This window comes from Massilia sp. Dwa41.01b (assembly GCF_014171775.1).
Taxonomy (GTDB): domain Bacteria; phylum Pseudomonadota; class Gammaproteobacteria; order Burkholderiales; family Burkholderiaceae_D; genus Telluria.
Genome location: NZ_CP050454.1, coordinates 2987461 through 3014337 on the forward strand (window position 1 = coordinate 2987461; position 26877 = coordinate 3014337).

The 26877-nt window shown below is 68.4% G+C and carries 22 protein-coding genes and 6 pseudogenes; 6 read left to right on the plus strand and 22 right to left on the minus strand.

Features of this window, described 5'->3' with window-relative positions; all coding sequences use genetic code 11:
- Window positions 1–32 precede the first annotated feature (32 nt).
- Complete coding sequence (locus tag G4G28_RS13730; RefSeq protein WP_182988692.1) at window positions 33–398, plus strand: energy transducer TonB; 366 nt, start codon at window positions 33–35, stop codon at window positions 396–398.
- Window positions 395–2029 carry a hypothetical protein gene (locus G4G28_RS13735; RefSeq protein ID WP_183107474.1) on the plus strand — a complete coding sequence of 545 codons (1635 nt, stop codon included), beginning with the start codon at window positions 395–397 and terminating at the stop codon, window positions 2027–2029. The genes G4G28_RS13730 and G4G28_RS13735 overlap by 4 nt, the downstream gene beginning before the upstream one ends.
- A gap of 55 nt (window positions 2030–2084) precedes the next feature.
- On the opposite strand, the gene G4G28_RS28345 is transcribed toward G4G28_RS13735, so the two are convergent.
- Together G4G28_RS28345 and G4G28_RS26260 are read right to left on the minus strand one after the other, a co-directional pair.
- The gene (locus tag G4G28_RS28345) at window positions 2085–2435 is read right to left on the minus strand and encodes a BBE domain-containing protein (RefSeq protein ID WP_308600591.1); all 351 of its coding nucleotides are present in this window, start codon (window positions 2433–2435) and stop codon (window positions 2085–2087) included.
- A gap of 748 nt (window positions 2436–3183) precedes the next feature.
- Window positions 3184–4038: pseudogene (locus tag G4G28_RS26260) on the minus strand (FAD-dependent oxidoreductase); the annotation flags it as partial.
- On the opposite strand from G4G28_RS26260, the gene G4G28_RS13745 reads away from it, so the two are divergent.
- Complete coding sequence (locus G4G28_RS13745; RefSeq protein ID WP_183107475.1) at window positions 4037–4411, plus strand: group III truncated hemoglobin; 375 nt, start codon at window positions 4037–4039, stop codon at window positions 4409–4411. The pseudogene G4G28_RS26260 and the gene G4G28_RS13745 sit on opposite strands and share 2 nt — an antisense overlap.
- Before the next feature lie 703 nt (window positions 4412–5114).
- Here G4G28_RS13745 and G4G28_RS26265 read toward each other — a convergent pair.
- Together G4G28_RS26265 and G4G28_RS13755 are read right to left on the minus strand one after the other, a co-directional pair.
- Window positions 5115–6062, minus strand: a pseudogene (locus tag G4G28_RS26265) (phytoene desaturase family protein); the annotation flags it as partial.
- 153 nt (window positions 6063–6215) lie between these two features.
- Window positions 6216–7529: pseudogene (locus tag G4G28_RS13755) on the minus strand (MFS transporter).
- 341 nt (window positions 7530–7870) lie between these two features.
- Between G4G28_RS13755 and G4G28_RS13760 the strand changes: the two are divergent.
- Window positions 7871–8683 carry a SapC family protein gene (locus tag G4G28_RS13760; protein ID WP_229508092.1) on the plus strand — a complete coding sequence of 271 codons (813 nt, stop codon included), beginning with the start codon at window positions 7871–7873 and terminating at the stop codon, window positions 8681–8683.
- Here G4G28_RS13760 and G4G28_RS13765 read toward each other — a convergent pair.
- The 13 genes and pseudogenes from G4G28_RS13765 to G4G28_RS29250 all read right to left on the minus strand — a co-directional run bounded on the left by G4G28_RS13765 (window position 8680) and on the right by G4G28_RS29250 (window position 23622).
- On the minus strand, window positions 8680–9360 hold the full coding sequence (locus G4G28_RS13765) for an SOS response-associated peptidase (RefSeq protein ID WP_182988697.1): 681 nt from the start codon (window positions 9358–9360) through the stop codon (window positions 8680–8682). The two genes, G4G28_RS13760 and G4G28_RS13765, sit on opposite strands and share 4 nt — an antisense overlap.
- Before the next feature lie 24 nt (window positions 9361–9384).
- Window positions 9385–9684, minus strand: coding sequence for an antibiotic biosynthesis monooxygenase (locus G4G28_RS13770; protein WP_182988698.1), 300 nt, complete (start codon window positions 9682–9684; stop codon window positions 9385–9387).
- A gap of 69 nt (window positions 9685–9753) precedes the next feature.
- Window positions 9754–11199 (minus strand): NAD-dependent succinate-semialdehyde dehydrogenase, encoded by a 1446-nt coding sequence (locus tag G4G28_RS13775; protein WP_183107477.1) that lies wholly within the window; start codon window positions 11197–11199, stop codon window positions 9754–9756.
- An 86-nt stretch (window positions 11200–11285) separates the two neighbouring features.
- Window positions 11286–12242, minus strand: a complete 957-nt coding sequence (locus G4G28_RS13780) for a glycoside hydrolase family 43 protein (RefSeq protein ID WP_183107478.1) — start codon at window positions 12240–12242, stop codon at window positions 11286–11288.
- A gap of 84 nt (window positions 12243–12326) precedes the next feature.
- Window positions 12327–15101: a TonB-dependent receptor gene (locus G4G28_RS13785; RefSeq protein ID WP_182988699.1), complete on the minus strand. Its 2775-nt coding sequence runs from the start codon at window positions 15099–15101 to the stop codon at window positions 12327–12329.
- 376 nt (window positions 15102–15477) lie between these two features.
- A pseudogene (locus tag G4G28_RS13790) lies at window positions 15478–16419 on the minus strand (ABC transporter ATP-binding protein); the annotation flags it as partial.
- A 17-nt stretch (window positions 16420–16436) separates the two neighbouring features.
- Complete coding sequence (locus G4G28_RS13795) at window positions 16437–17294, minus strand: carbohydrate ABC transporter permease (RefSeq protein ID WP_229425068.1); 858 nt, start codon at window positions 17292–17294, stop codon at window positions 16437–16439.
- On the minus strand, window positions 17291–18283 hold the full coding sequence (locus tag G4G28_RS13800; RefSeq protein ID WP_183107480.1) for a carbohydrate ABC transporter permease: 993 nt from the start codon (window positions 18281–18283) through the stop codon (window positions 17291–17293). Before G4G28_RS13800 ends, G4G28_RS13795 begins: the two co-directional genes overlap by 4 nt.
- A gap of 20 nt (window positions 18284–18303) precedes the next feature.
- On the minus strand, window positions 18304–19530 hold the full coding sequence (locus tag G4G28_RS13805) for an extracellular solute-binding protein (RefSeq protein WP_183107481.1): 1227 nt from the start codon (window positions 19528–19530) through the stop codon (window positions 18304–18306).
- Window positions 19531–19672: 142 nt separating this feature from the next.
- Window positions 19673–20629 (minus strand): glycoside hydrolase family 43 protein, encoded by a 957-nt coding sequence (locus G4G28_RS13810; protein ID WP_182988704.1) that lies wholly within the window; start codon window positions 20627–20629, stop codon window positions 19673–19675.
- Window positions 20630–20798: 169 nt separating this feature from the next.
- Window positions 20799–21746 (minus strand): LysR substrate-binding domain-containing protein, encoded by a 948-nt coding sequence (locus tag G4G28_RS13815; protein WP_183107482.1) that lies wholly within the window; start codon window positions 21744–21746, stop codon window positions 20799–20801.
- 265 nt (window positions 21747–22011) lie between these two features.
- Complete coding sequence (locus G4G28_RS27555) at window positions 22012–22293, minus strand: amidohydrolase family protein (protein WP_267875240.1); 282 nt, start codon at window positions 22291–22293, stop codon at window positions 22012–22014.
- A gap of 40 nt (window positions 22294–22333) precedes the next feature.
- Window positions 22334–23622: pseudogene (locus G4G28_RS29250) on the minus strand (amidohydrolase).
- Between G4G28_RS29250 and G4G28_RS26280 the strand changes: the two are divergent.
- Window positions 23519–23800 (plus strand): hypothetical protein, encoded by a 282-nt coding sequence (locus G4G28_RS26280; RefSeq protein ID WP_229507632.1) that lies wholly within the window; start codon window positions 23519–23521, stop codon window positions 23798–23800. The pseudogene G4G28_RS29250 and the gene G4G28_RS26280 sit on opposite strands and share 104 nt — an antisense overlap.
- Before the next feature lie 21 nt (window positions 23801–23821).
- Here G4G28_RS26280 and G4G28_RS26285 read toward each other — a convergent pair whose 3' ends face one another.
- The 3 genes and pseudogenes from G4G28_RS26285 to G4G28_RS13830 all read right to left on the minus strand — a co-directional run bounded on the left by G4G28_RS26285 (window position 23822) and on the right by G4G28_RS13830 (window position 25193).
- Window positions 23822–24160 (minus strand): hypothetical protein, encoded by a 339-nt coding sequence (locus tag G4G28_RS26285; protein ID WP_229425070.1) that lies wholly within the window; start codon window positions 24158–24160, stop codon window positions 23822–23824.
- 428 nt (window positions 24161–24588) lie between these two features.
- Window positions 24589–24714, minus strand: a pseudogene (locus G4G28_RS26290) (LysR family transcriptional regulator); the annotation flags it as partial.
- Window positions 24711–25193: a hypothetical protein gene (locus tag G4G28_RS13830; RefSeq protein ID WP_183107483.1), complete on the minus strand. Its 483-nt coding sequence runs from the start codon at window positions 25191–25193 to the stop codon at window positions 24711–24713. The pseudogene G4G28_RS26290 and the gene G4G28_RS13830, both read right to left, overlap by 4 nt.
- Before the next feature lie 23 nt (window positions 25194–25216).
- Between G4G28_RS13830 and G4G28_RS13835 the strand changes: the two genes are divergently transcribed.
- Window positions 25217–25495 carry a hypothetical protein gene (locus G4G28_RS13835; RefSeq protein ID WP_183107484.1) on the plus strand — a complete coding sequence of 93 codons (279 nt, stop codon included), beginning with the start codon at window positions 25217–25219 and terminating at the stop codon, window positions 25493–25495.
- Between the two features lie 7 nt (window positions 25496–25502).
- On the opposite strand, the gene G4G28_RS28350 is transcribed toward G4G28_RS13835, so the two are convergent.
- Together G4G28_RS28350 and G4G28_RS13840 are read right to left on the minus strand one after the other, a co-directional pair.
- On the minus strand, window positions 25503–25976 hold the full coding sequence (locus tag G4G28_RS28350; protein ID WP_308600601.1) for a hypothetical protein: 474 nt from the start codon (window positions 25974–25976) through the stop codon (window positions 25503–25505).
- Window positions 25976–26875, minus strand: coding sequence for an MFS transporter (locus G4G28_RS13840; protein WP_308600602.1), 900 nt, complete (start codon window positions 26873–26875; stop codon window positions 25976–25978). Before G4G28_RS13840 ends, G4G28_RS28350 begins: the two co-directional genes overlap by 1 nt.
- Between the last annotated feature and the right edge of the window lie 2 nt (window positions 26876–26877).

Consider the following 26877-nt stretch of genomic DNA (forward strand, 5'->3'; position numbering starts at 1 on the left):
GCCCTTGTCCCTCAACTCCAACCCTGATCCCGATGCGTTCCCTTCTCCTTTCCACCGCCCTGATACTGCCCGCGCTCGCCTCGGCAGAGGTTCCCTATTTTCCCAGGTTCGCGCGCCAGGCTTTGGATGCCGAAGTGCTGTCGTGGGAGCTGTGCCCGAAACCCGAATACCCGCGCAGCTCGGCGCGTAACGAGGAGGAAGGCAGCGTCACTCTGCATTTCACGGTGGGTGCGGACGGACGCCTGCTTGCGACGCGCGTCGCGAGCAGCTCCGGCTATCGCGCCCTCGACGCCGCCGCCTATTCGGCGCTGTCGCAATGCCGCTTCCGCCCCGCCAGTATCGACGGCGATCCGGTGCAGATGACGATGTACGTCCAGTACATCTGGAGCCTCGAATGAAGCGCGCCCTCCTTTCCCTGCTGGTGGCGGGCGCCTGCGCGCACGTGCAGGCCGCTTCCGTAAGCTGCGGCCCGTCGCGGCACGCCGACCCTGCTGCGCTCACGCGCGCCGATGCGGCCCTGAAAAGGCCAGGGCCAACCCGGGCGCGCAGGGAGCTGCTGCTGGCCGAGGCGCTGGCCGACTCCGCCGGCGCCCTCGCCCGGCACCCGGGCAATGCCGCCGCGACGCCGAAGGACCGGCCAGGCGCGCTCGACCTGCTCGGGCGTGCGCGTACGATCTGGGCCGCGGCGCAACCGAACGCAGAACTTGCCAGCCGCCTGTGGCAGCGCGGGCGGCGCGACTTGCTGGCCCACCACTGCCCACTGGCGCTGGGCGAACTGGAAAGCGCGCTGGGCGCGGCCGACAAGGCGGGCGACACCAGACTGGCGGAGTCGATCCTGCGCGACCTGGCCCGGGTGGCCGGGGCGATGCGCGACGATGCCGTGCTCAAGCCCATTGCACCGCGCCTGTCTGCCCTGCTCGAAGCGGACAGCGCGCCGCTGGCGCAGGACCGGCTCGATGGCTACCTGGCTGCCGCGGGCTACTACTACCGGGCGCAGGACAATACCCGCGCCGAGACGCTCCTCAAGCGCCTCCGTGAGCAGGCACGGACGGCCAACCCGCAGGATGGCGCCCTGCTGCGCCGCCTCGACTTCGAGCTGGCCAGCGTCCTGTATGCGCAACTGCGCTACAAGGAAGCGCAAGCCTTGAGCGCGCCCCTGCAGCGACCGCCTGTGGAAGCGCCGACACCCTACCTGATGCACAAGCAGCTCGAACAGGACATGGCCGCGCGCGTGCGCGCCGGCGACCTGGCCGGGGCCGCGACACTTGGCCGGGAAGCGCTGGCGCGCTATACCGCCGAGCGTGCACGCGCCGACGCCAGCATGACCGCGGCGGCGGCCAGCCAGGAGGCCGCGCTCGCGCAAGGCCGCCAGATCGATGCCGCGGCCGCAGCGGCAAAGCTCGCCCGGAGCAAGGCCGACGTGTCCTCGCTGCGTACGATGGCCGCCGATATCCAGAGCGACCTGGGCGAAATACTGCATGCGCAGGGGCAACTGGACGCGGCACTGCCCTTGTACGAGACGGCACTGCGCGGCTATCCGGCTCCCGAAATGGTGCACGTCTACAAGGTCAACCGCATACTGGCCGCCATGGGAGCACTGTACCGTACGCGAGGCGACACCCGCGCGCTGGCGCTGCAGCAGCAGGTGCATGCCGCACTGCTGCCGCGCCTCGGCAAAGGACCACCCCGACGTCATCGCCGCCGAAGACGAAATGGCGGCGCTACACCTGGCGCTGAAGGATTATGCCGCCGCCGCGCCGCTGGCTGCGCGCCAGCGCGAACGCGCCGAGCGCAGCCAGGCGCCGCCGGCGAGGCTCGCGCCGATCCTGGAAGCGCAGGCCGACATCGCCACGGGCCAGGGCGACCGCGCCGGCGCGCTCGCTTCGCTGGAGCACGCGGTAGCGGTGTGGGCGTCCGCGGGCGAAGCCGGTGCCGCGCCAAAGCGCAAGGCGCAAGCGCGCGTGGACGCGCTGGCCAAGGGCATGGGTGCGGCGCCCGCGCGCCAGGCGAAGCGGGCGAAATAGCGTAGCACAGGCAGGGCCGTCGCCTGACGCGGCAAGCCCTGCGCCGGCGCGGGCGCGTCCCTAGCGCCGGTCGCGGCTAAAACCGTCCGCGCTCCAGCCTTCGCTACCCACCCCGTGGTGGACATGGAAGAGCCGCCCCGGATCGAGCGCGTCTTTCACCCGCAGGAGCCGGGCATAATGGCTGCCCCAGTAGGCATCCTGCCAGCGTTCCCGGAAATAATCGCTTTCCGAAACATAGGCGCCCGCGTTCGGCGCAGCTTTCAGCAGCGCGTCCATCGCGCCTCGGATCTTGGCCGCCGCGCCCCGTGCGCGCTCCTCGTCGCGCGGCTTCTCGAGCAGGCCCGGATAGGCCGGACCGCTGCCGCCGGCAATGATCGCCAGCGCGAAGGCATCGAGCACGGCCGGGTTCATCGATGTATTCCCGGTCGCGGCCAGCGCCTCCTCGGGCACCGCCGGCCAGGCCCTTGTTGAAATGCAGTTCGAAATCCCACTGGGCGGCCGCTGCGCACAGTGCCTCGACCAGCAGCGCCTGGCCCTCGGCGTGGAGCAGCTTCGCCGGCAGCCAGGCCGACTGGTAGCCGTGGATGAACCAGCCGGCTTGCTCGCCGTCGCCGGTCCAGAAGAAGCGGTCGGGCGAGGCCTGGGCGCCGCCGTCCATCGTCATGATGCCGGGAGCGTGCTGGGCGAAGAAGCGCGGGTTCCAGAATTCGCGCGCCGGTACGGCCATCACGGTCGGCTCTTTGACACTGTATTCCTTGCGCTCGCGCACCCAGGCGAAGAATGGCGCCCACACTGCCTGGGCCTGGGCGCGGTCCAGCCCCTGGAACACCATCGACAGTTTCAGCCGCTTGCCCTCGCGCAGCGAGACCGTCTCGCCCCAGTGTTCATTGAACAGGCTGGTGGCATAGAAGTCGACGAAGCGCGCCACCAGGGCGCGCCAAGCCTCGGGCGTGGCGGCCGTGATCTCGCCGAACACCGCACCGAAGAACGCCGGCAGCGGATGGGTTCTCAAGGTCAGGCGCGTGACCACGCCGAAGCTGCCGCCACCGCCGCCCTTCAGGGCCCAGAACAGGTCGGGATTGGTGACCGCATTGGCGATGCGGACCTCGCCGTCGGCGGTGACGACTTCCGCCTCGATCAGGTTGGCCGCCGCCGTGCCGAAGCGCTTCGAGAAGCTGCCGAAGCCGCCGCCCTGCACCAGCCCGGCGACGCCGACGGTGGTGCAGCCGCCGCCCTGCACGTAGCGCCCGCCACGGGTGGTGACCGCGGAATACGCATCGGCCCACATGGCGCCGGCGCCCACGCTCACCGCCGCCTGGGCCGACTCAGGTGGGCAGCCCTGGCCGACAAAGGCTTCGTGCATGCCGACCGCGTTCATCTTGCGCGTCCACACAAGCAGCGAATCCGGCGCATTCGAGGCGCCGTGGTAGCTGTGGCCGCCGCCCTTGACCACCAGGCGCAGCTTGTGGCGCCGTGCGAACTTGACGGCGGCGGCAACGTCGCGTGCATCCTGCGCAGCCACTGCGTAGCTGCTCGGGCGCGATTCCCACGCGTCCTGCCAGCCGCTGGTCTGGGTCAGCGCCGCATGGTCGCCGATATAGAAGGGGTTCCTGATACCGGCCAGGGCTTCCTTGCGGACGGCGTCGCTCTGCCCGCGAGCGAAGGGCGAAACCGGGCTCGACAGGCGGCCCCCGACCTCGTCGCGCAGCGCTGCCATTCGCGCGCGCCCGGCCATCCCGCCCTGCCCGGCCGCGCGCGCATATGCGGCAACGGCGCCGGCTTGCCCTGTGCCAGCGCCCTGGCCGGCAGGGCGCCTGGCAGGAGTGCGACCGAACCCATCATCCCCAGAACTTCCCGTCGTTTCATTGTCCCCCCTTGTGAACGGCAGCTTCGTATAGTTTCCCAAGAGCATATCGTAATGACAAGAAGCGAGCGAGCTTTTTGCGGGCCGCCCGGCACGGTGGAATCTGCCAGAATGCAGTCTGCAGCTTTCTTCGCCATTCGCCCACATCATGAACACCGAGCTCAACCGCGATTCGATCGCCACCCTGGTCCACGACTTCTATGCCGACATCCGCCGCGACAGCACGCTCGGTCCCGTGTTCGACGCCGCCATCGGCGCCGACTGGGAGCCTCACCTGGCGCGCATGGTCGACTTCTGGTCGTCCGTGATGCTGTCGAGCGGCGAATTCAAGGGCAATGTGTACGGCAAGCACATGGCGCTGCAGGGCATCGCGCCCGAGCATTTCCGGCGCTGGCTGGGCCTGTTCGAGTCCCATGTGCACCGGCTGTTCGCGCCCGAAGTGGCGGAAGGCTTCCTGGCGGCGGCGCGGCGCATCGCCGCCAGCCTGCAGTATGGGTTTTTCGGCCGCGTCGAAGTCGCCTAGCCTGCCTCGCGGACGCGCTCTTCGCGATGCGGAAATGCGCGCACGTCGCGCAGGACTTCGCGCGCGGCGTTGTGGCCCGGCGCCCCGGTGACCCCGCCGCCCGGATGGGTACCGGCGCCGCAGGTATACAGGCCCTGACCGGACCGCGGTAGTCGGCATGGCCCAGCATCGGCCGCGCCGCGAACAATTGGTCGAGCCCGAGCGCGCCGTGGAAGATGTCGCCGCCGACCAGGCCGAAGCTGCGTTCCAGGTCCAATGGGCTCATGATCTGGCGGCCCAGCACCGAACGCTTGAAATTCGGCGCGTAGCGGTCGACGGTGGCGATCATCAAATCCGCGACCTCGTCGCGATGGGCGTCCCAGCTGGCGCCATCGGGCAGCTGGGGCGCGACATGCTGGCAGAACAGGCTGGCCACGTGCTGGCCGGGCGGCGCCAGCGTCGGGTCCAGCGTCGACGGGATCAGGAGTTCGACGATCGGCTCGCGCGACCACCCCTGCGTGCGCGCATCCATCCAGGCGCGTTCCATGTAGGCCAGGCTGGGAGCGATGATGATGCCGCTGCCGTGGTGTTCGGCCGCCTCGCGCCCGGGCAGGCAGCGAAAGTCCGGCAGTTCCGACAGCGCCACGTTCATGCGGAAGGTCCCTGAACCACAGCGCCAGCCGCGCATGCGCCGCAGGAAGTCCTCGGGCAGCGCGGTCGCATCCACCAGGGAGGTATAGAGCAGGCGCGGGTTCAGGTTCGAGACGACCACGCGCGCGTCCAGCCGCTCGCCCTTCGCGGTGACGACGCCGCTGGCCCGGCCGCCACCCACCAGCACTTCGGCCACCGGGCTGGCGGTCCGGATCTCCACGCCGAGTGCGCCCACGGCTTTCGCCATGGCCTGGGTGATCGCACCCATGCCGCCGATCGCATGGCCCCAGGTCCCCTTCTTGCCGTTGACTTCGCCGAACACGTGGTGCAACAGCACATAGGCCGAGCCGGGCGCATACGGGCTGGCATAGTTGCCCACCACGCTGTCGAAGCCGTAGGCGGCCTTGATCGGCGCACTCTCGAACCAGCCGTCGAGGTAGTCGCCGGCCGACTTCGTGAACAGGTCGAGCAGTTCGCGCTGGCTGGTCAAAGGCAGCCTGGCCATGCGCTTGCCCAGCTTGCCCGCCTTGAGCAGCTCGGGCAGCACCGCCAGCCATCCCCCGTCGACGCGGTTCGGCGGTGTTTGCAGCACCAGTTCGCGCAGCAGGTCGGCGGCGCCATCGAGCTGGGCGTGGAAGGCATCGAGCCGGTCGGCATCGCGCTGGGAGAACCTGGCGACTTCGGCATGCGTGCGGCCGGCGCCGATCTTCAGGTAGCGGCCGTCCTCGAAAGGCAGGAAGTTCGACAGCGGCCGCTCGACCACGCGCAGGCCGTGGCCCGCCAGGTTCATGTCCTGGATTACCTTCGGATTCAGCAGCGACACGGTGTAGGCCGCGACGGAATTACGAAAGCCCGGGTGGAACTCCTCGGTGACGGCCGCCCCGCCGACGACCTCGCGCGCTTCGAGTACGGTGACCTTCAGGCCGGCCCGTGCCAGGTAAAAGGCGCATACCAGGCCATTGTGGCCCGCCCCGATGATGACTGCGTCGCGCATCTGAATCCTCCCCGAGTAGGCGCCCATTGTGGCCCAGAATGGGGCATGGCGCACCTCCCAGAATGATGGGTTCCCGGAGCGCGTGACTACACTCCCATCGCTGCGTTGCGGCGGCTCGCCGTACACGCGTACTGTCTTCGCCGCTGCGCCTTGCCCTGGAAGTGTTGTCACACGCTCCGATTACTCCAGGGCGCGCTGGCGCGATTCCACGTCGACGCAGGCGATCGCCACGGCGCCCAGTACCAGGAAGGCGGCCAGCATCAGCAGCGACAGCGTGAAGCGGGTCGCCATCACCGGCGCCACGATGGCCGGCGCGAACAGGCCGCCGAAGCGTGCCACTGCCCCGGCCAGGTCCATGCCGCTGGCGCGCAGGTCGGTCGGATAGACCTCGGGCGTGAAGGCATACAGCGCACCCCAGGTGCCCAGCAGCGCAAAGCTCATCAGGAGCGTCGAGCCGACCACCACGGCGGTGGCGTCGCCAAGGCTGTAGAACAGGCAGCCCAGGGCGCTGAGCAGCAGGAAGCCGATCAGCGTCGGCCGGCGTCCCCAGCGCTCGACCCCATAGGCCGACAGCGCAAAGCCCGGCAGCTGCACCGGGGCCAGCAGGATCAGGAATTCCTGGCCGCGCATGAAACCGAAACCCTGGGACGCGAGCTTCACGGGCAGGTAGACGAAGACGCCATAATAGGCGATCGAGATCAGCGCCCAGGCCGCGAACAGGGCCAGGCTGCGGCGGCGCAGGCCGCCGGCAAAGAGCGCCCCAGGCCATGTTTCGGCGCGGTGTCAAGCTGCAGCGCCGGGATGGCGACCGTGCGGCGGTTCACGGCGGCGACCCTGGCCAGCACCGCGCGCGCCTCCTCCAGCCTGCCGCTGCGGTGCAGGTACATGGGCGACTCCGGCACGAAGGGGCGCAGCACCACGCCGACCAGCGCCGGCAGGCCGGTCACGAAAAAGATCACGCGCCAGGCGTCATCCCCCCACCGCAGCGCCGCCAGTGCCAGCACGGCCAGCGCGATGGTGCCGACCGCCCAGAAGGACTCGAGCAGCACCAGCCAGCGCCCGCGCCGGTCGCTCGGCAGGAACTCGGCCATCATCGTGTCGACCGGCAGCGTGCCGCCAACGCCGATGCCGGTGGCAAAGCGCAGCGCCAGCAGCCGAGGAGAAGTCGGGCGCGAAGCTCGATGCGACCCCGCAGCAGGCGTCGAGCACGACGGTGGCGATGAGCACGGGCCGGCGCCCGATGCGGTCGGCCAGGCGCCCGAAGCCGAAGGCGCCGACCAGCATGCCGACGAAAAACAGGGTCCCCGTTTCGAGCGCCTGCGGGGTGGACAGGCCGAAGCTGCGCGCGATCGAGGGCGCGCTGAAACCGATCGACAGCACCTGCATGGCGTCGGCCATCCAGACCAGGCCGAAAATCAGGAAAAGACGGTACTGGAAGCGGCCGACCCCGGCCGCCTGCAAGCCCTGCTCCACTGTCGCTGTCCCATGCGCCATCGTGCTCCCCTTTGAAGAAACGGCTGCCTCGCCCTTGCGCTTGCGGCCGGGCGCAAGGCAGCACAGCCAGTCTGCAGAAGAAAACCGGCGCGCACTGTGCATTGGAAGACATAACCGGGAGAAACCATGCGTCGCCGCCCGGTTCCCACGCCGTTTTCATTACCCAAGAAACAACAATCTGGGCGTTTTGGACATAAATGCTGAGTAGCGCTTTGGGTTTGCGCCGAAACTTGCCAGAATAGCGACGCTTCGACGCGCGGCACCAGGTCCGCGCCGGGAAGACGACTTTCGTACCAGCCGCCCGCACAGGGCACCAATCACAAGGAATGATCTTGGCCTCGATGATGTTCTATAGCAGCCCCGTCGCCCTCAATCGCGAGGCGCACCGCAACCTCAAGCTCGACACCGCGTCGACCGATTTCGCCTACGCCGCCGGCACCAACTCGATGCTGCTCGCCGCCAGCGAGATCGCCGATGCCGCCCGCGACTATCCGGTCGTCTTCATCGGCGGCGAAGGCCAGCCGTACACCGTGGCCGCCATCATGGGCATGCGCGACGGCGAAAACCTGTTCGTCGACGCCGACGGCAACTGGGAGAGCGGCACCTACCTGCCCGCTTTCGCCCGCCGTTACCCCTTCGTGCTGGCCGAAGGCGGCGCCCAGGGTGGCGAGCTGACCGTCTGCTTCGACGAGGCATCGCCGCGCATGACCAGCGAATCGGGCACGCCCCTGTTTGACGAACAGGGCGGCCCGTCCCAGCTGCTGCAGGACGCCATCGCCTTCCTGGAGCTGTTCCACACCCAGATGCAGCAGACGGCGCAGATGGCGCAGCGCATCGCCGAGGCCGGCCTCCTGGTGCCGCGTACGATGGAAATGGTGCGCGGCGAGCAGCGCTACGCGCTCAATGGCGTCCACGTCGTCGACCGCGACAAGCTGATGGCGCTGGACGACGCGACGGTGCTGGAACTGCACCGCTCGGGCGCCCTGTACGCCATCCACGCGCACCTGATGTCGCTGTCCCGTGGCGAGCGCCTGGCTGCTGCCCTGACGCGCGCCTGGCCGAGCAGAAGGCCGCGCAAGACCAGGCCGGCTAAGGGGGGCTGCGCACTGCCCCTGCGCCCGCCTGGAGTGGGCGCAGGGCGGCGCGCGTCCTAGAACAATTCGAGGTTGACCGGCGCGGATGGTTTACGCGGCGCGTTCGGCGCCGGCCAGTCGCGCATGCGCTCGGCCGGATAGTGGCGCAGGAAGCTGCGCGCCAGCTCCAGGTCGCCGCAGGCCAGCCAGCTGTCGACCTCCTCATGCGGCAGCACCACCAGCGAGCGCTTTTCGTCGCCCGGCCGGTGCATCCGCCGCAGCAGCGGATGCTCGTCCGCGTTGATGGTGATCTGGGTGAACGAGGTCGACACGCCGCCATCCGGCTCGGCCCAGTCGCGCCACAGGCCGGCGACATAGAACAACGCATCGTCGCGCATGCCGATCGCATGGCGCACGGCGCGGCCGCTCTCGTAGCAGGGCTCGTAGAACCAGGCCATTGGCACCGCGCACAGCTGCAGGCGGCGCCAGCTCGGCGCGAACGAACGCCGTTCGGCCAGCGATTCGGCACGCGCGTTCATCGTATCGAAGGGCTTGATCTCGGGCGGAATCATGCGCCGCGGGACCATGCCGTAGCTGGCCAGGCAGGCTTCTCGCCTGCCGTTCTCGCCGCGCCGGACGATGGGCGCGTCGTAATCCTTCCAGGTCTCTTCCGGCCAGCGCCAGTCCGCAGGCAGCTCGCTGAAGGCGCCGAGCGAACCGAATTGCTCCGGTGTCGGCGGGCGGTAGTTAACACACATGACTGCGGCACATGGCTGCGCGCCCTAAAACCCTTGGTGGACCGTAGCCAGGTGGCTCACGGACGGCGTGCCGTCGAAGCAGTGTTCAACGAGGCAGCGCCACTCGGTGAAGTCGGCGCTGCCGCGGAAGTGGACGTTATGGTCCTCGACCGTCTGCCAGCGCACCAGCAGGCGGTAGCTGCGCGGGTGCTCGATGCCGCGCTGGACTTCCATGCCCTCGCAGCCGCGCGCACGCCGGAACAGCGGCGTCGCTTCGCGCACCGCCGCTTCAAACGCCTCTTCCATCCCTGCCTTGATCAGGAACTCCGCACTCTCGATGACCATCTTCTTCCTTCACTGAGGGGAAAACGTACGGGCCGGCCGTTTGCACGGCCGGCCCGGCATATCAGACGCCTAGATGCCCACCATCGACACGGCCTTGGTGTTGAGGTAGCCCTCCATCGCCTCCGGGCCGCCTTCGGTGCCATAGCCCGAATCCTTGATGCCGCCGAACGGCAGTTCGGCGCTTGGCGTCGCCGGCTGGTTAATCCACAGCATGCCCACTTCCATGCGGTTCATCAGGAGCTGGGCGTTCTTGATCGAACGGGTGAAGGCGTAGCCGGCCAGGCCGTAAGGCAGGCGATTGGCCTCAAGGATCGCTTCTTCCAGGGTCTCGAAACCGCGCACGGCCGCGATCGGGCCGAAAGGCTCGTCGTTGAAGACCGAGGCCGTCAGGGGCACGTCGGCGAGAATGGTCGGCGCGAAGAAGTTGCCGGCTTCGCCGACACGTGCCCCGCCGGTGGCGACGACGGCGCCCTGCGCCTGCGCATCCTCGACCACCTTGGCCATCGCGCTCACGCGGCGGGCGTTGGCCAGCGGCCCCAGGTTGGTGCCGTCCGCCAGGCCGTCGCCCAGCTTCAAGCTTTCGGCATGCTGGACCAGCGCGCGCGTGAATTCGTCCTTGATCGCCTTGTGCACCAGGAAGCGGGTGGGCGAAATGCAGACCTGGCCGGCGTTGCGGAACTTGGCGGCGCCGGCGGCCTTGACGGCCAGGGCGACGTCCGCGTCCTCGGCGATGATGACCGGCGCATGGCCGCCCAGTTCCATCGTCACGCGCTTCATGTGGGCGCCGGCCAGTGCCGCCAGTTGCTTGCCGACCGGCGTCGAGCCGGTGAAGGTGACCTTGCGGATGATCGGGTGCGGGATCAGGTAGCCGGAAATCTCGGCCGGGTCGCCGAACACCAGGCCGACCACGCCGGGCGGCACGCCGGCATCGACGAAGCACTGCATCAGCGCGGCAGGCGAGGCTGGGGTCTCTTCCGGCGCCTTGCACAGGAAGGAGCAGCCGGTGGCCAGCGCGGCGCCGAGTTTACGCACGATCTGGTTGATCGGGAAGTTCCACGGGGTGAACGCGGCGACCGGGCCGACCGGCTCCTTCAGCACCAGCTGCTGGGCGGCAGGGTTGCGCGACGGGACGATGCGGCCATACACGCGCATGCCTTCGGCGGCAAACCAGTCGATGATCTCGGCGCCGGCCAGGGTTTCGCCCTTGGCTTCGGCCAGCGGTTTACCCTGTTCCTGGGTCAGCAGGCGGGCGATGTCGCCGGCACGTTCGCGCAGCAGGTTGGCGGCGCGGCGCATGACCGCGGCACGCTCGGCGGCCGGCACAAGGCGCCAGGCTTCGAAACCTTTTTGCGCCGCTTCCAATGCGCGGTCGAGGTCGGCGATGGCCGCATGGGCCACGGTGCCGATGGCCTGGCCGGTCGCTGGATTGACGACCGGAATGGTCTTGCCGCCGGTGGCCTCGACCCATTCGTTGGCGATGAGGAGGCGGGTGTCTGGATAGCTGGACGTCGTCATGGCGTATCGATTCCTGTGTCTGGGAAAAGCGCCATCTTACCCTGTACGCGGGCGTCTTGCAGCGGCTGCACCCGCCCCGTGGTGGTTCAGGCCGAGGGGGCCGCCTGCGCAGCGGAGGTCGGGCCGTGCGTCGTTGGCCGCGCGCCCTCCCAGTCGAGGCGGTCGATGCACATGCGGCGCGCCGTTTGCGCCTCGTCCCAGGCGTGGTAGACGATCCAGGTCTGGCTGCCATCGGGCGAGACCGTGAACGAATTGTGGCCGGGACCGATGATGCCGGGCCGGCTGCCCATCAGCAGGGCCTCGTGGCCGCCTTGCGGGCGTTCGTAGGGACCGAGCGGATGGTCGCCAACCACATAGCTGACGCCGTAGTTCTCGCGCTCCCAGGCGCCGCCGCTGTAGAAGCAGTAATAGCGCCCGTCGTGGACCTGCACCGAGGCGCCCTCCACGGTGTGCCAGTCATAGACCCGCCCGTACATCGTGCGCCCCTTGCGGAACACGTGCCAGTCCTCGTGCGGGCGCACCACCACGCGCGGCTCGCCGGCGAGGGTCGTCATGTCGACCAGGCGGTCGACGACGATGCCGGTGCCCACGCGGTGATCGTCTTCCAGCTCGAGGAAGTCGACGCAGTAGAACAGGTACCACTGGCCATCCTTGTCCCTGAACGGATGGGCGTCGATCGAGAACGGCTGGTCCGGCACCAGGATCTTGCCGCTGTCGACAAACGGCCCGGCCGGATGCTCGGCCACCGCCACGCGCAGCTTCTGGTCGGTGCCCTCGTCGGCCGAGCCGGACGAGTAGTACATGTAGAAGCGGCCTTCGTGGAAAGCGACTTCCGGCGCCCAGTAATGCTCGGCGCCGTTGTTGTCGAGCGCGTGCCCGACGGGCTCCCACTGCACCAGGTCGGTCGAACGCAGGACCGGAATCTGGCGCCCATCCGCGCCGCCCGGTGCCGTGCCGTAGGCATAGTAGACGCCCTCGTGTTTCAGCACGAAGGGATCGGCGAAGATCTCCGGGTAGACCGGGTTCTGGTAAGTCTGCTGCACTTTCTGTCTCCTGGAAAGCGGCGACCGCCCGGCGCAGGGCGGTCGTCGGTCTTGCGTGTGCTACCCGGCTGGCGTGACGTCGCCTTACAACTTATAGCGCAGGCTCAGCCCATACGTGGTTGGGTTGTAGCGGATATCGCGCGGCTGATACGGCCCGAGTTCGCTCTTGAACTTCGCATGCGTCAGGTTGATCGCATCGAAGTGGAGCGACAGGTTGCGGCTCAGCTCATAGCCGATGCTCAGGTCGACAAAGGTGTTCGCCTTGACGATGCGGTCCTGGTTGAACGGCGGCTCGGCGATCTGCTCGACATAGTCGCCGCGGCGGGTCGCAGCCAGGCGGCCGGTGATGCCGTTGCCTTCATAGAGCAGTGCCAGGTTGTAGTTCTGCTTGGCCACGCCGATCAGCGCGGTGTTGGCGAAACTGTCGGTGCCGAACTGGGTCTTGGTTTCGTTCTCGCCGTCGATCCAGGTGTAGTTGAACTGGGCGCCGAAATTGCTCCAGATACCAGGCAGGAAGTCGAAGAACTTCTGGACACTGAATTCCGCGCCCTTCAAGGTGCCCTCGCCCGAGTTCTGCGGACGCGTTACGCGATAGACCTGGCCACCGATGGTCTCGTCGGCCGTGAAGTTCTGCAGGTAGCCGTCGATCTTGCGGTGGAATAGCGCCACCTGCGCATAGCCGTTCTTCGCGAAATAGTACTCGAGCGTGGCGTCGAGGTTGGTCGAGCGGGTCGGATCGAGATTCGGGTTGCCGGCATTGCCGCTGCCCGGCGCGTTCACCGTCGGCGGAATCAGCGACAGTGCCGGATTCATCTCGCGGAAACCCGGACGGGTGATGGTTTTGCCGGCGGACAGGTGCGACTGCAGGTTTTCGGTCCAGCCGACGGTGGCGGCGATGCTCGGCAAGACGTTCGTTTCCGAAGTCGACAGGTCGACATCGCTGACGACGTCGCCGATCTGGCTCTTGCCGCGCAGGTCGCGGTTCACGCGCACGACGCGGGCGCCGGCCTCGCCGGAGAGGTCGATGTTGCCAAGCTTGGTGCCGAAGCGCGCCGACAGGTAAAGGGTGGCGCTCTTTTCGCGCTGGTCGAACAGGCGCGTCGGGTCTTCCGGCACGCGGCCGCTCGGTGCGCCGTAGCCATTGCGCACGAGGTCGCGGTTGTTGAGCAGGAAGTCGGCCGAGGGGGTGGCCCAGGGGCCGCCGAGACGGTCCAGTCCTGGCACGATTTCCTCGAAGTGTACGCCGAACTGGCCGATCGGGGTCGGGCGCACGGGACCTGCGAAGTCGGAGTGGCCTTCGGCGCCATGGTAGCTGGCCTTGCGCGAGGACAGGCGGATACCGCCCGTGATCGCATCGAAGAAGCCGTCGCCACCGAGACGATAGACGGCGTCGGAACGCAGCTGGAACTGGTCGCCCCGCTGCTCGTTCCAGTTCTGCACCAGGCCGCGCAGCACGTACTGGCTCGGGTCGCGCAGCGCGTTGGCGCTGGTGGGCGTGGTCACCGCGCTGTAGCCGCCGTGGCCATCGCTGCCATAGGCGAACACGCTGGAGCTGGCGCCCGGAATCTGCTGGTCGACGATGATGGTGTCGTTGACGAACTTCGAGCGGGTGTAAGCCAGTTGGGTATTGAGCGTGAGCGGCCCTTCGGCATAGCGCAGGCCGAGGTTCAGGTAATTCGTCGTGGTGCGCTCGTCCTGGCCCCAGGTACTGGTGGCGGTGTACGGGTCCCAGTCGTAGGCGCCCGGGCCGAACTGCGCCGCAGGCGCGTTGGCCGACAGGATCGGGCAGATCACGCCGACCGGCGTGTTGCAGTGGTTGCCCTGGGGAGCCAGCACCACGTTGTTCAGGCGCGGCGCCCAGGTGACGATGTCGAGGATGTAGTTGACCGCGCTCTTGCCCTGGTAGCCCATACCCAGGTACTGGGCGCTGGCCTGCAGCTGCGGGCTGATCTTCCACGAAAACGCGCCGTGCACGCTCTGGCGCTCGCGGTCGCCGCTATTGTAGATGCCGCCGATGTTGGGTAGCTGGCCCAGCACATCGCCGGCATTCACGGGCGCGAACGGCGCCGTATTGCCGATGCGGGTAGCGGTGCCGTCCGGGCTGACCGAAAACACGTTGGTCGGACGGTCCACCCATTGCACCGGATAGGTCCAATTCTCGCGGTGCAGCGCAACGTCGAGCAGCACGCCCATTTCGCCCAAGCGCGTGTTCCAGCGATCGCTCACGAGGAAGCCGCCGGCTGGATTGTGCTTGGTCTTGGTGGCGTCGCTGCCGTTGGTCTTCTGGACGCGGTCTTCCAGGAAACCGGTAACCGTGTATCCCGGGAAGTCGAAGGGCGATCGCAGGCGCACGTTGACGGCGCCGGCGATGCCGCCCTCGAACTGGTTGGCCGTGGCCGACTTGTAGACTTCGAGGCCGCCGATCGACTGCACTTCCAGGTCCTCGTAGGACAGGCGGCGCCCGGCGGCCGTGAAGATCTCGTTGCCGTCGAGCGTGGTGGCGACGTCGGGCAGGCCGCGGATGATGACGGAGCTGGTCTGGCCGCGGTCGCGTCCGACCTGTACGCCGGCGATACGCTGCAGCGCGTCGCCCACCTGGCGATCGGGGAACTTGCCGATGTCGTCGGCATTGATGGCGTCGACCACCTGCACCGCGTCGCGCTTGATCGCCTCGGCCGAGCGCAGGCTCTGGCGCAGGCCGGTGACTTTCACGACGGCCGGCGCCTGGGCCGATTCGGGCGCGGCATCGGTGGCTGCCGTTGCTTGCGGCTCGGTGGTGGTTTGCGCCAGCGCGCTGGCCCCGTAGGCCGACATCAGCATGATGGCGGCGCAGATCGGCTTGACTTTGAATCGGGTCATGCAAGTCTCCTGATTGGTATGAATGGCGTATGGCTGGCCGAAGCGTGGGCCCAGCCGCCGGCCGGTCGCAGCCGGCTTGGGACGTATCACATACTAAAAGAGGGCAACTGGCGCCACCCATAACGAAACACGCAAGAGCTATCCGAAATCGTCATGGCATGCCGGGTGCATGCATGAAAGGCTTCAGGGCACGCGTGCCAATGCCTCGGCCGTGCTCTCGGTCCACCCCGGCGCGAACACCTGGCCGTCGGCGTCGAACAGGAAGGCACGCGTGGCCGGGAACACCAGCTCGACGCGGCTGCCCGGGCTGGCGGTGCCGTGTCGGCATCGCTTTTCACCGCCACCATTTCGCCGGTGCCTTCGACCTGCGCATAGACCAGGAGATGTCCCCGAGGTATTCCACCAGTGCGACCGTCGCGCCGATGCCGTCGCCCTGCCCCGGGCGCACCAGCTGCAGGTGCTCGGGGCGCACGCCCAGCGTGACGCGGTCGCCGCTGCGTGCACGCGCCACATCGGCCGCCACCTGCACGCGCGCGCCGCCGGCCAGCTGCACGCCGGCGCTGCGGCCCGCGGGCCCGGCCAAACTCGCTTCGAAAAAGTTCATGCGCGGCGAACCGAGGAAACCGGCCACAAAACGGTTGGCCGGCCGCTCGTACAAATCGAACGGCGTACCGACCTGCTCGATGCGCCCGCCGTTCAACACGACGATCTTCTGGCCGAGCGTCATCGCTTCGACCTGGTCGTGGGTCACGTAGATCATCGTGCTTTTCAGTTCCCGGTGCAGGCGCGCCAGCTCCACGCGCGTCTGGCCGCGCAGGGCCGCATCCAGGTTCGAGAGCGGCTCGTCGAACAGGAAGACCTCGGGTTTGCGCACGATGGCGCGCCCGATCGCCACGCGCTGGCGCTGGCCGCCCGACAGCGCCTTCGGCTTACGGTCCAGCAGGTGCTCGATCTGCAGGATGGCCGCGGCGCGCCCGACCCGCTCGTCGATCTCGCTTTTGGGCACCTTCGCCAGCTTGAGGGCAAAGCCCATGTTTTCGGCCACGCTCATGTGCGGATACAGCGCATAGCTCTGGAACACCATGGCGATGCCGCGCCGGGCCGGTTCGATGTCGTTGGCCACGCGTCCGCCGATTTCCAGCGTGCCCTCGCTGATGTCTTCCAGGCCCGCGATGATGCGCAGCAGGGTCGACTTGCCGCAGCCGGAAGGCCCGACGAACACGACGAACTCGCCGTCCCCGATGTCGAGGTCGATGCCCTTGATGACGCTGTTGCCGTCGTACTGCTTCTTGATGCCGCGAAGGCTGACCGATGCCATGCCGTACTCCTGAAAAGTTATCCTTTGAGACCGCTCGCCGCCAGGAAGCCCTGGGTCACGCGCCGCTGGAAGACCACGTAGGCCAGGGCCACCGGCAAGGCTCCGATCAGCGCCGCCGCCATCAGCTGGGCGTAGCGTACGCCGAACGCGTCGTAGGTCTGGGTCAGCCCGAGGGGAATCGTCATCATCTCGTTCGAGGTCACGATGATGAAGGGCCAGAGGAAGTTGTTCCAGGCGCCGATGAAGGTGACGATCGCCATCGCCCAGACGATGTTGCCGGAAATGGGCAGGTAGACGCTCCACAGCACCCGCAATGGGCCCGCGCCGTCCATCACTGCCGCCTCGCGAAAGTCCGTGGGAATCGCATCGAAAAACTGCTTGAAGACGTAGATCACGACCGGCGACACCACCTGGGGCAGCACGAGGCCGGCGTAGCTGTTGATCAGTCCCAAAGCGTGCATGGTGCGAAACAGCGGCACCAGCAGCGCTTCGAAAGGCAGCAGGAAGGCCAGCATCGACAGCGCGAACAGCAGCGAGCGGCCACGGAAGCGCAGCTGCGAGAAAGCGTAGGCCGCCGTCAAGCTGATCGCCATCGTGACGATGGTTACCAGGAAGGCCACCAGCGCGCTGTTGAACAGCCAGCGCGGCAGGTTGCCGGCACTGAGCGTGATGCGAAAGGCCGACAGGGTCCAGGTCTGGGGCAGCCAGTGGAAGGTGGCGGACACGGTTTCGTGTTCGGGGCGCAGCGCGGTGGACGCCGCCCACAGCAGCGGGAACAGCCACAGCGCGGCCAGGATGACGGCGCTGGCGACCGCGACAACCGTCCACCCAAGTTGCGACCCGCCTTTCATACGTCCTTGCATGGCAGCTTTCATGCCGCCCTCCGTCCGATCGAGCGCGCCAGCAGCGACAGCGCGATGACGACCACCATGAAGGCCATCGCCACCGCCGCCGCGTAGCCGGCGTCGCTTTGGGTGAATGCCGTCTCGTACATGTAGTGCAGGGTGACGCGGCTCGTGTTGTAGGGCCCGCCGCTGGTGAGGATATAGGTCTGGCCGAAGACCTTGAGCGAGGCGATCAGCTGGATCAGCAGCGCCGTGCCCATCACGGGCTTCAGCGCCGGCCAGGTAATGGCCCGAAACAGCGTGAAGCCGCGCGCGCCGTCGAGTGCAGCAGCCTCGTAGAGCTCCGCGGGGATATTGCGCAGGCCCGCCAGCAGCATCAGCATGTTGAAGCCGACCGTCCACCACACGGTGCCGATCGCCACCGAGGGCAAGGCCCAGTGCACGTCGGCCAGCCAGGCGCGCTGGCCGCCGACCAGGTAGTTGATGACGCCCGACGACGGCTGCAGCATCCAGTCGGCGATCAGGGTCATGACGGAGATCGGTAGCACGTAGGGCAGGAAAAAAGCGCCCTGCAGCCAGGATTGGAAGCGCACGAAGCGGTGCACGAGCAGCGCCATCACCAGGCCCAGGGCGGTCAGCGGAATCACCGTCAGCAGCGCGAAATAGAAGGTGTTCCCGAGCGAAGCCCAGAACGACGGGTCCTGCACCAGGGTCGCGTAGTTGGCCAGGCCGACGAAGCCGCTGGTGCGCGTCAGGCTGCTCTCGGTCAGGCTCAGGTAAAAGGTCTGCAGCGCCGGCCCGAAGAAGAACAGCAGGAAGGCGAGCAGAAAAGGCGCCAGCAGCAGCCAGGCCGGGGAGGTTTCGCCGCGTGCGCGCCGGGCGTGGCGAACCGCCGGCGCGGGTTCGGGGCGATTTGCCTGGGGACGGCGGTGACGTGTGCGGCGGGGCTCAAGGTGGGCATCTCCATCAGTAACGCGGCGGCTTCTTGCGCAGCAGGCGCGAGGCTTCTTTTCGAACATCTCGAGCGCTTCAGCCGGCGTCAATTGGCCGGACAGCGCCCCGGCATGAATTTCGATGCCATCGCCTCGACGGGACCGGCCGCGCCCATGTACCAGCCATCGGGGTCGTAGACCACGTGCTGCGCGGCCGACGCGTACAGCGCGTTGGGCATCAGGGCGCGTGCCGCCGCCGACTCGGCCACCGGACGGTAGGCCGGCACGTGGCCGCCCTCGGCCCAGCCCATCGAATGGCGGCTGACGTAGGCGATGAAAGCGAGCACCGCCTGCACCTTTTGCGGCGACATGGTGCGACCCTCGTTCGCCGGCATGGCAAAGGCATGCGAATCGGTCCAGACGCTGGCGTCCTGGTATAGCTGGGGGAAAGGCACGATGCCGTACTCGAAGCCGAGCGTGCGCGCCCTGGTCGCCCGCACCAGTTCCGGCACTTCCCACACGCCGTTGATCATGAAGCCGGCGCCGCCGCCCATGAACTGGCTGGTGGAAGCGGGATAATCGAGGCCTACCGGGCCATAGCCGCGCGTGAACCAGGCGCTGACCTTGGCCAGCTCCTCGACGCCCGCGCGGCCATACACGAACTGGCCGTTCTCGATCAGGCCTGCCTTGCGCTGGGCCAGCAGCGACAGCCACAGGCGCCAGATCGCGTACGAGCCCTGCCCCGACTCCATCGCCAGGCCCGTCTTGCCGGTGCGTTCCTTCACGCTGCGAAAGGCGTTGGTCAGGGCGTCGTAACCGACGATGGGTTTGAGGGTGCCGGACGCGTCCAGCAGGCCCGCCTGCCCGGCCAGGGTCTTGTTGTAGTAGAGGACCAGCGGATGCAGGTCGAGCGGGATGGCATAGGTGGCGCCGCCGTAGCGCGACTTTTCCCATTGGCGCGGGAAATAGTCGCCCGCTTTCAGGCCGGCGGCGGCCAGCTCGGCATCGCCGATGGGGCGCAGCACGCCGCCCCCCGCCAGGTTCGGCAGGCGCGACAGGTGGACGGTGGCGATGTCCGGCCCCTCGCCCACCACCGACGAGGTGATCAGCTTGGTATAGAAGGGCTCGCCCCACTTGAGCGTGGTGCTGACCACGCGCACGCCGCGCTGGCTGGCGTTGAAATCGTCGATCATCGCGCGCATGCGCGCACCGTCGCCGCCGCTCAGAAGCGTCCAGACCCTGACCTCGACCGGGCTCCGGGCACGCGCCAGCTCGGGCGCACCCAGCATCCCGAGCAGGATGGAAGACGCGATAAACCGCCTGCGTTGCACCACATTGTCTCCGTTTCGTTCGACGGCTGGCCTGTGCCGGCCTGTCCGTTTGCTTCGCTGTTTGTGAACTCGTGCTATCGAGCCATGATTATTTCACCATTCCCGTCAGCCAGCCTGTCCCCTTGCGCAGGGAGGCGCGCCGGCGCTAGCGGATCAGCGTCGGCCCCTTCACCACCGGCCTGCCGCCCACCCACTCGAGCTTGTCGATGTAGAGGAAGCGCCGGTCGCCGCGCTTGCCGTCAGCCTTCAGTTCCCAGGCGTGGTAGGCGATGTAGTCCTGGCCGCCCACCTGGAACACGGCCTGGTGGCCCGGTCCGAACAGTTTCGACTCGCGGCTGGTCTTCAGGAAAGGCGCGTCGCCCACCGGCTCGCAGGGCCCCATCGGCCCGGCGCAGCTGGCATAGCCGGCCGCATAGGTGCCGTCGCCGAAGTCGTTCGCCGAATACATCAGGATGTATTGTCCGCCGCGCACCACCATGGTCGGCGCCTCGATGACCTTGCCTTCCCAGGTGCGGCCATTCGTCAGCAGGCGGGTCGGCTGGCCCAGCACGCCAAGTCCATCGGGCTGCAGTTCCTGGGCGAAGATATGGGTCGGCTGGTTGCAGCAGTTGCCGTCGCTCTTGAAGTAGAGGTAGAGGCGGCCGCCTTCCAGGAACGGGCTGGCGTCGATGGTGCCGCCCAGTTCCGTCTGGCACACCAGCGGTTTGCTGGCCTGGTCGACGAAGGGGCCGGCGGGCGAAGCCGACACGGCAGCACCGACGCACTGCTTGTCCGAGGCCTGGTCGTGCGCGGTGTAGTAGAGAACATAGCGTTCTCCCAGCTTGATCACTTCCGGCGCCCAGACGTGCGGCACCTTCGGGCGCACCCAGCTGGCCAGCGCCGGCATCGCATCCGGCAGCGCGCGCCAGGTGTGCAGGTCCTGCGAGTGCAGCAGCTGGACGTGCTTTTCGTTGGCGTTGGTGGCGTAGGCGTAGTAGCCGCTGCCGTCGGCCAGCACGAACGGATCGGGGAAGTCGCCGATCGTGCTGACGGCCGGCTGCTCATGGCTGCAGCCGAGCAAGGCGACGCCGCACAGGATGGCGATTCCAAACGACTGCCTCATGCCCTGCCCCTGGCTACGGTCTTCGTGCGCGTGCATTTCCCCATGTCCCCTTATTGAAATATCGGTCGGCCCGGCAAGCCGGGCGCACTGTCATGGCTGAGATCATACGGATCGGGATGGGCGATTTCCCATAACGAAATTCGCGGGATCTATGCCAAATCCGTATTTGTCAGGGAGTGACCGCAGCCAGCCCGGCCGCCTCGCGCAGCGCCGCGAGCATGGTCTCGGCCGCCGGCGACAGGTGGTGGCGCTTGCGGGTGACGATGCCGTAGACGTCGGCGCGCAGTCCCAGGTCGAGCGGGAGTACGGCCAGCAGGCCCGCCTCCAGCTGCGCCTGCACCAGGCCCGGCGGCAGCGCGACGATGCGCTCGCTCCCCTGCAGCAGCTGCGACACCAGCGGCAGCGACAGGGTCTCGACGATGTCGAAGGGCTGCTCCAGCCCCTTGGCGAGGAACATCGCCATCAACTGGTCGCGCAGGCGCCCCGGCGGCGGCAGGATCCAGGCGGCGCCGGCCAGGTCTTCCAGCGCCAGGTCGGACCGGCCCAGCCAGGGATGCCCGGCGCGCACGATCAGGCTGCGCGGCTCGTCGGCGAGCGGCTCGAAATCGAGTTCGCTCGCAGCCGACGGATCGTGGATGCGGCCGATGACGATGTCGAGCTCGCCCGCGCGCAGGTCTTCGATCATGGTGCGGCTGGTCTCCACCCTGACTGCCACCTGCACGCGCGGACTGCGTTCCTTCAGCAGTTTCAGCGCCTGCGGCACCAGCGAGGTCGCGGGCGTCAATACGCTGCCGACGCACACGCGCCCGCTGGACCCGGCCTGCCCCTGCATGATTTCCTGGTGCGCCGCATCCATCTCGGCCAGCGCCGCGCCGGCGCGCCGGATCAGCACCTTGCCGGCCCAGGTCGGCACCACGCCGCGCGGCAGGCGCTCGAACAGCGGGACGCCCAATGCGTGCTCGAGTTCACCGATCAGCTTGGAGGCACCCGGCTGGGTGAGGCCCGCTGCTTCGGCGGCGTGCAGGATCGAGGCATGGCGGCCCAGTTCGACCAGCAGCACCAGGTGGCGGGTCTTGAGGTGAAAGCGGATGAACCGGGTGGAAGACGAATCGCGCATGCCGCATTATGAAATTTTTGTTAAAAAATCATAAAGCATGGGGGATGGGGCGTCAAATCGGTTCAGGCGGGTGTCACGGTTCGGCAACGGAACGGAAAACAGCGCGGCATGGCGGTCTATCCGGTGAACGGGATGCTGCGTCGGCATCCTGGCTCGGCCTCCAGTCCGGATACGCCACACCTCGCGTCAAGAACGACGGCAGTGCTCGTGTCCAAATGTCAGACCTGACCCCAGCCTTGTTGCTGATCGAATGTTCCGGTTCCTGTTACTCGCCCCGGTACCGTACAACGCCGCCCACCACCGTTTGCAACACCCTGACATTGGCGATGTCCTCCTCCGGTATCGCCAACACATTCCGGTCCAGGACGATCAAGTCTGCCAGCTTGCCCACCTCCAGCGAGCCAATCAGTTTTTCCTGGCGCAGCGTGTACGCCGCATCGATCGTGGCCGCGCGCAGCACGGCGGCGCGGGTCATGCCGGGTTGCGGCGTCAGGCGCCCGGCGAATTCGGGGCCGGCATCCGGCGCGGCGGTGCGCGTGACGCCCACCTTCAGGGCGAACCAGATGTCGAGCGGATCGACGGGCCAATCACTGCCATAGGCGACGACGCGCGCCGGCGTCGACCAGCACGGCCTGCGGTTCCACCGTCGCGTAGCGCGTGGGGCCGAGGTAGTCCTTCAGGGCGCCGACCGTGTCCGCCGCCGGTTTGGCCCACTGGAAGGAGAGCACGGGCCTCACGTCCAGCGCGGCGAAGCGGCGGTAGTCGGCTGGTGCGACGATTTCGGCATGGGCGATCGCCGGGCGCAGCGCCCTTCCCGCTCCCGTTTCGCGCAGCGCCGCGATGGCATCGAGCGCCTCGCGCACGGCGCGGTCGCCGTCGGCATGGATGTGCGGATCGATGCGGGCCTGCGCCAGTGCGGCCAGGGTCTCGCGCAGCGCAGTCGGCGAAAAATAGCTGGGCGGGCCATTGCCGGGCCCGGGCCGCCAGTCGGGCTGTTCAAGCGTGCCGCGGTTGACCAGGTAGGGTTCCAGCATGGCGCCCGTAAAGGCCGGGGCCGCGATGACGCCGTCCATGAAGAGCTTGGCGTGGCGAACCTGCATCGACGGACGCACGCGGGTAGGCCCGGCGTCGAATCGCCTTTGGTGGCGCAGCAGCTCGGCCACGGCCTGGCGCGGGGTCGCGCCCTTGTCGAGGTCGATCAGCACGGCGAAGTGGGCACGTGCGCTCAACTCGCCCCGGCGCTGCAGGCGTGCGAAGGCGGTAAGCGTCTCGGGATCGGTCCAGGCGTCCAGAAAAGTGGTGATGCCCTGGCGGCGCATGGCGTCCAGCGCGGCGCGCGAGGCGGCCAGGTTCTGCACCGGGGTCAAGGGCGGCAGCAGGCGCATGGCCAGGTCCTGGCGGCATCTTCCAGCAGGCCCGTCGCGCGGCCAGCGGCATCGCGCACGATCTTGCCGCCGGCCGGGTCCGGGGTGGCGGCATCGATGCCGGCCAGGGCGATCGCGCGCGAGTTGATCTGCACCGAGTGGCCGAAGGAAGAGCGCACGATGATGGGCCGGCGCGTCTTCAAGGCATCGAGCAGGGCTGCACTGGTGGCTACGCCCTCGGGCTGCATCCCCTGCTGGAACCAGTTTACCACCAGCAGCGGGCGGTCCGGTTCGCGCTTCCTGTCGCGATCGATGCAGGCCTGGATGCGCGCCTGGAACCGGGCCACGGTCAGGCGCGCGTAATCCAGGCTGCAGTTGAGCAGGCGGCTGCCGCCAGATTGCGGGTGCATGTGGGCATCCACCAGGTCCGGGCATGAGCATGCGCCCCTGCAGGTCGACCACGCGCGTGCGCTTGCCGACCAGCGCGCGCACGCCGGCGTTGTCGCCGACATAGACGATGCGGCCGCCGCGCACGGCCAGCGCCTGCCGCACGCTGTCCTGTGCATCGACCGTGTAGACGACACCATTGCGGTAGACCAGGTCCGCCGGGCGTTCGGCGGCGGCTGCGCAGCCCGGAAGAGAAAGGAACACCAGGGCGAAGATCTTCATATGCCTCCCATGATGGCCTGATGATGGCCTGACACCGCGAACTCAGTCGGCGCGCAGTGCGGCCGCTGTCGCTTTCAGCCAGCCTGGGGCCGTTCGGCGGTCCCAGACGAACCAGGCCGTCTCCGTCGCCTCGACCGCGCGGTCGGCAACCTCGACCCGCACCAGTGCCGGGTCCTCGAGCACGAACTGCGGCAGGTAGGCCAGCGCCTCGCCACGGCGCACAAACGCCAGCAGCAGGTGCAGGTCGTCGGCCCAGTAGCGGATCGCGCGCGGGGCGGCTTCGGCGCGCCAGCCGTCGGAACGGGCGCCGCGCTGGGCGCCGCACAGCAGCGAGCGCGTCGGGCAGGCGAACGGGTGCGCCAGCACAGCCTCCAGCGGCACCGGCCCCCCACGGCAGCAAGCGGATGGCCGGCGCCGGCCACCAGCTGTAGCTGGAAAGCGCCCAGCGCCACGCTCTCCCAGTCGGCCGACCAGAAGCGCCCTCTTCCGTCCATGACTTCACCCGTGACGATGGCCGCCATGGCCTCACCGCGCGCCAGTGCGCCCAGCGCGTCGTCCTCGTAGGTCGCCTGCAGGCGCACGCCGGCATCCACATAGCCCGCCAGCGCTGCGGCGACGCGGCCCGCTTCACGCGCCAGCAGGATCGCCGGTCCGGCAATGCGACAGTCCACCGTGGCGTGGGCGCCGAGGATGTCGGCCTTCGCCTGCCGGGCCATCGCCAGCAGCAGCTGCGCGCTGTCGACCAGGCGCCGGCCGCTGGCATTGAGCACCAGCTGGCGGCTGCTGCGGTCGAAGACCTCCGTGCCCAGGCTGTCCTCGAGGCGGCGCAAGGCTTTCGAGACGGCCGAAGGCGTCAGGTGCAGTTGCTGGGCGGCCGCCGCCAGCGACGCGTGCTGCGCGACCGCGAGGAAAACACGGAGATCGGCCAGGTTCATTGTCCAGCCAGGACACAGATGATGAACATTCGTTGCTTTACGCTCAAGTATCGATTCCCTACTATGCACGAGTTCATCCCGCACCTCAAGCCGCCATGCATCGATTCCGCCTGCCCGTCCTTCCCGTCTTCGCCTCCCGCACGGACGCCCTGCGTCGCCTCGCCGGTGCCTGCCTGCTGTTCCTGCCCCTGTCCGTGACCGCGCTCGAGCCGAGCCACGGCGTGCATGGCATGGTGCTGTTCGGCGACAGGGATGGCCTGTACGCCGCGCACCTGCCGATGTTCCACGCGCCGCACGACACCCAGGTCGTCCTGCGCGTGCGCTTTGCCGATCCGCGGCTCGAACGAACGATGCGCGCCCGGCTCGATGCCAGGACGGCACTGTGGACGCTGGAGCCGGAGCGCTTCGCCCTCGGGCGGCTCGCGCCCGGCGCAGGCGACCCGCTGCGCGCGTTCAGGGCCCGCGCCGTCGAGGGCCATTTCAGCGCGGCGGCGTCACCCGCGTGCAGGACGCGCAACTGCGCGTCGAGCGCGTCGTGCTCTACCGCCCCCTGCGGCCGCAAGCGGCCGTGCACCCGCAGTCGGCCTATGTGCCGGTCGGCCGCTTCCTCGTCAAGCTGGTCGACAGCCGGCCCGATTTCGACCACATCGTGCGGCTGCGCCATGCCGTGCCTGGCCCGGTGACGGTACCGAAGCGCGGCGTCGAGGAAAGCGCCGCCGCCCTGGCGCGCCGCGCGCCTTATGCCGCCACGGTGTACTACGACACCGCCGACCTGCGCTGAACGGGCGCTAGGCCGCGGCCCCCGATGCCGCCTGCGCCGGCACGTCCATTTCGATGCGGCGGATCGGCGTGAACAACCAGGCCAGTGCGGACAGGCCGACCAGCACCGCGCCGCCGCCCAGGAACAGCTGCGCCAGCGTGATGTGGGTCAGCAGCCAGCCGGCGCCCGCTGCCGACAGGGGCGCCAGGCCCATGAAGATGAACATGAAGATGCTCATCGCGCGTCCCATCATGTGCGCAGGCACGCGGCGCTGGATCCAGGTATAGACCGTCACCTGCATGAAGCCCGACAGCACGCCGACCAGGAGCAGCAGTCCGGCAGCGAGCCAGGTTGCGCCGACGCTGCCGATGGGCGCCACCAGCAGCCCGGACACCCCGTCGACCAGCAGCAGCGTGGTGCCGAAGCCCGCCAGGCGCAGGCGCTTGCCCGCCACCGCCGCCCCGGCCATGCCGAGCAGGGCGCCGGCGCCGCTCGCGCCCATCAGGATGCCCGGGTCGAGGCGCCATGCTCGCTGCCGTTCGCCAGCACCGGCAGGGCCACCTGCATCGTCCCGCCGATGAAGAGGGAGACGATGCCCCAGTAGGTAAAGCACAGGCGCAGCGCCAGGTCGTTCCACACCATGCGCAGGCCGTCCGCGACCGAGCGCAGCACGGACGCGCCCTGCGCGCCGCGCCTGCCCTGCCCTGCGGCCGGGCGCAGGCTCACCTTCGACAGGGTCCATGCCGACACCGGGAAGCTGGCGCAATCGAGGCCGAAGGCCAGGGCCAGGCCACGCGCATCCGCCAGCTGCGCGCCAGCCTGCGCACCGTTGCCGGCAAGCGCGATCAGCACCGCTGCCAGCAAGGGTCCCGCCAGCATCGCCAGCTGGCGCAGGCCCATCATGATGCCGTTGGCCGCTGCCAGGTGTTCGGCAGGCAGCGCCTGCGGCAGGATCGATGTGCCCGACGGGATGCTGAAAGCCTGGGCCAGGCCGAGGCCGAATGCGAGGATGCAGACGATCGTCAGGATCACCCGCGGCGACATGACCACGGCCAGCGTGGAACCGAATTGCCAGGTGGCGCCCGGCTCGACCTGCAGGACGAAGACCGTGACCGCCGCCAGCAGCAGCGCGTTCGCGTACTTGCTGAGCATGAGCACGCGCTTGGGCGAATAGCGGTCGACCATCGCGCCGCCCAGCAGGATGAAGACGGCGCGTGGAATGCTCATCAGCGCCAGCACCAGGCCCAGGGCCAGCGCGCTGCCGGTGAGTTTCAGGACCAGCCAGGGCAAGGCGACGATCGACAGCTGGTCGCCCAGGTTCGAGATGACGCCGCCGCGCAGCAGCCAGCGGAAATTCGGGTCGCGCATCAAGGCCGGGCGCGTCGACTGGGGATTGGACATCG

Coding starts and splice junctions, on each gene's coding strand:
- G4G28_RS13730 (WP_182988692.1), top strand. CDS start 33: ATGCGTTCCCTTCTCCTTTCCACCGCCCTGATACTGCCCGCGCTCGCC.
- G4G28_RS13735 (WP_183107474.1), top strand. CDS start 395: ATGAAGCGCGCCCTCCTTTCCCTGCTGGTGGCGGGCGCCTGCGCGCAC.
- G4G28_RS28345 (WP_308600591.1), bottom strand. CDS start 2,435: ATGAACCCGGCCGTGCTCGATGCCTTCGCGCTGGCGATCATTGCCGGC.
- G4G28_RS13745 (WP_183107475.1), top strand. CDS start 4,037: ATGAACACCGAGCTCAACCGCGATTCGATCGCCACCCTGGTCCACGAC.
- G4G28_RS13760 (WP_229508092.1), top strand. CDS start 7,871: ATGATGTTCTATAGCAGCCCCGTCGCCCTCAATCGCGAGGCGCACCGC.
- G4G28_RS13765 (WP_182988697.1), bottom strand. CDS start 9,360: ATGTGTGTTAACTACCGCCCGCCGACACCGGAGCAATTCGGTTCGCTC.
- G4G28_RS13770 (WP_182988698.1), bottom strand. CDS start 9,684: ATGGTCATCGAGAGTGCGGAGTTCCTGATCAAGGCAGGGATGGAAGAG.
- G4G28_RS13775 (WP_183107477.1), bottom strand. CDS start 11,199: ATGACGACGTCCAGCTATCCAGACACCCGCCTCCTCATCGCCAACGAA.
- G4G28_RS13785 (WP_182988699.1), bottom strand. CDS start 15,101: ATGACCCGATTCAAAGTCAAGCCGATCTGCGCCGCCATCATGCTGATG.
- G4G28_RS13795 (WP_229425068.1), bottom strand. CDS start 17,294: ATGAAAGCTGCCATGCAAGGACGTATGAAAGGCGGGTCGCAACTTGGG.
- G4G28_RS13800 (WP_183107480.1), bottom strand. CDS start 18,283: ATGTTCGAAAAGAAGCCTCGCGCCTGCTGCGCAAGAAGCCGCCGCGTT.
- G4G28_RS13810 (WP_182988704.1), bottom strand. CDS start 20,629: ATGAGGCAGTCGTTTGGAATCGCCATCCTGTGCGGCGTCGCCTTGCTC.
- G4G28_RS13815 (WP_183107482.1), bottom strand. CDS start 21,746: ATGCGCGATTCGTCTTCCACCCGGTTCATCCGCTTTCACCTCAAGACC.
- G4G28_RS26280 (WP_229507632.1), top strand. CDS start 23,519: ATGTGGGCATCCACCAGGTCCGGGCATGAGCATGCGCCCCTGCAGGTC.
- G4G28_RS13830 (WP_183107483.1), bottom strand. CDS start 25,193: ATGGCCCTCGACGGCGCGGGCCCTGAACGCGCGCAGCGGGTCGCCTGC.
- G4G28_RS28350 (WP_308600601.1), bottom strand. CDS start 25,976: ATGGGCGCGAGCGGCGCCGGCGCCCTGCTCGGCATGGCCGGGGCGGCG.
- G4G28_RS13840 (WP_308600602.1), bottom strand. CDS start 26,875: ATGTCCAATCCCCAGTCGACGCGCCCGGCCTTGATGCGCGACCCGAAT.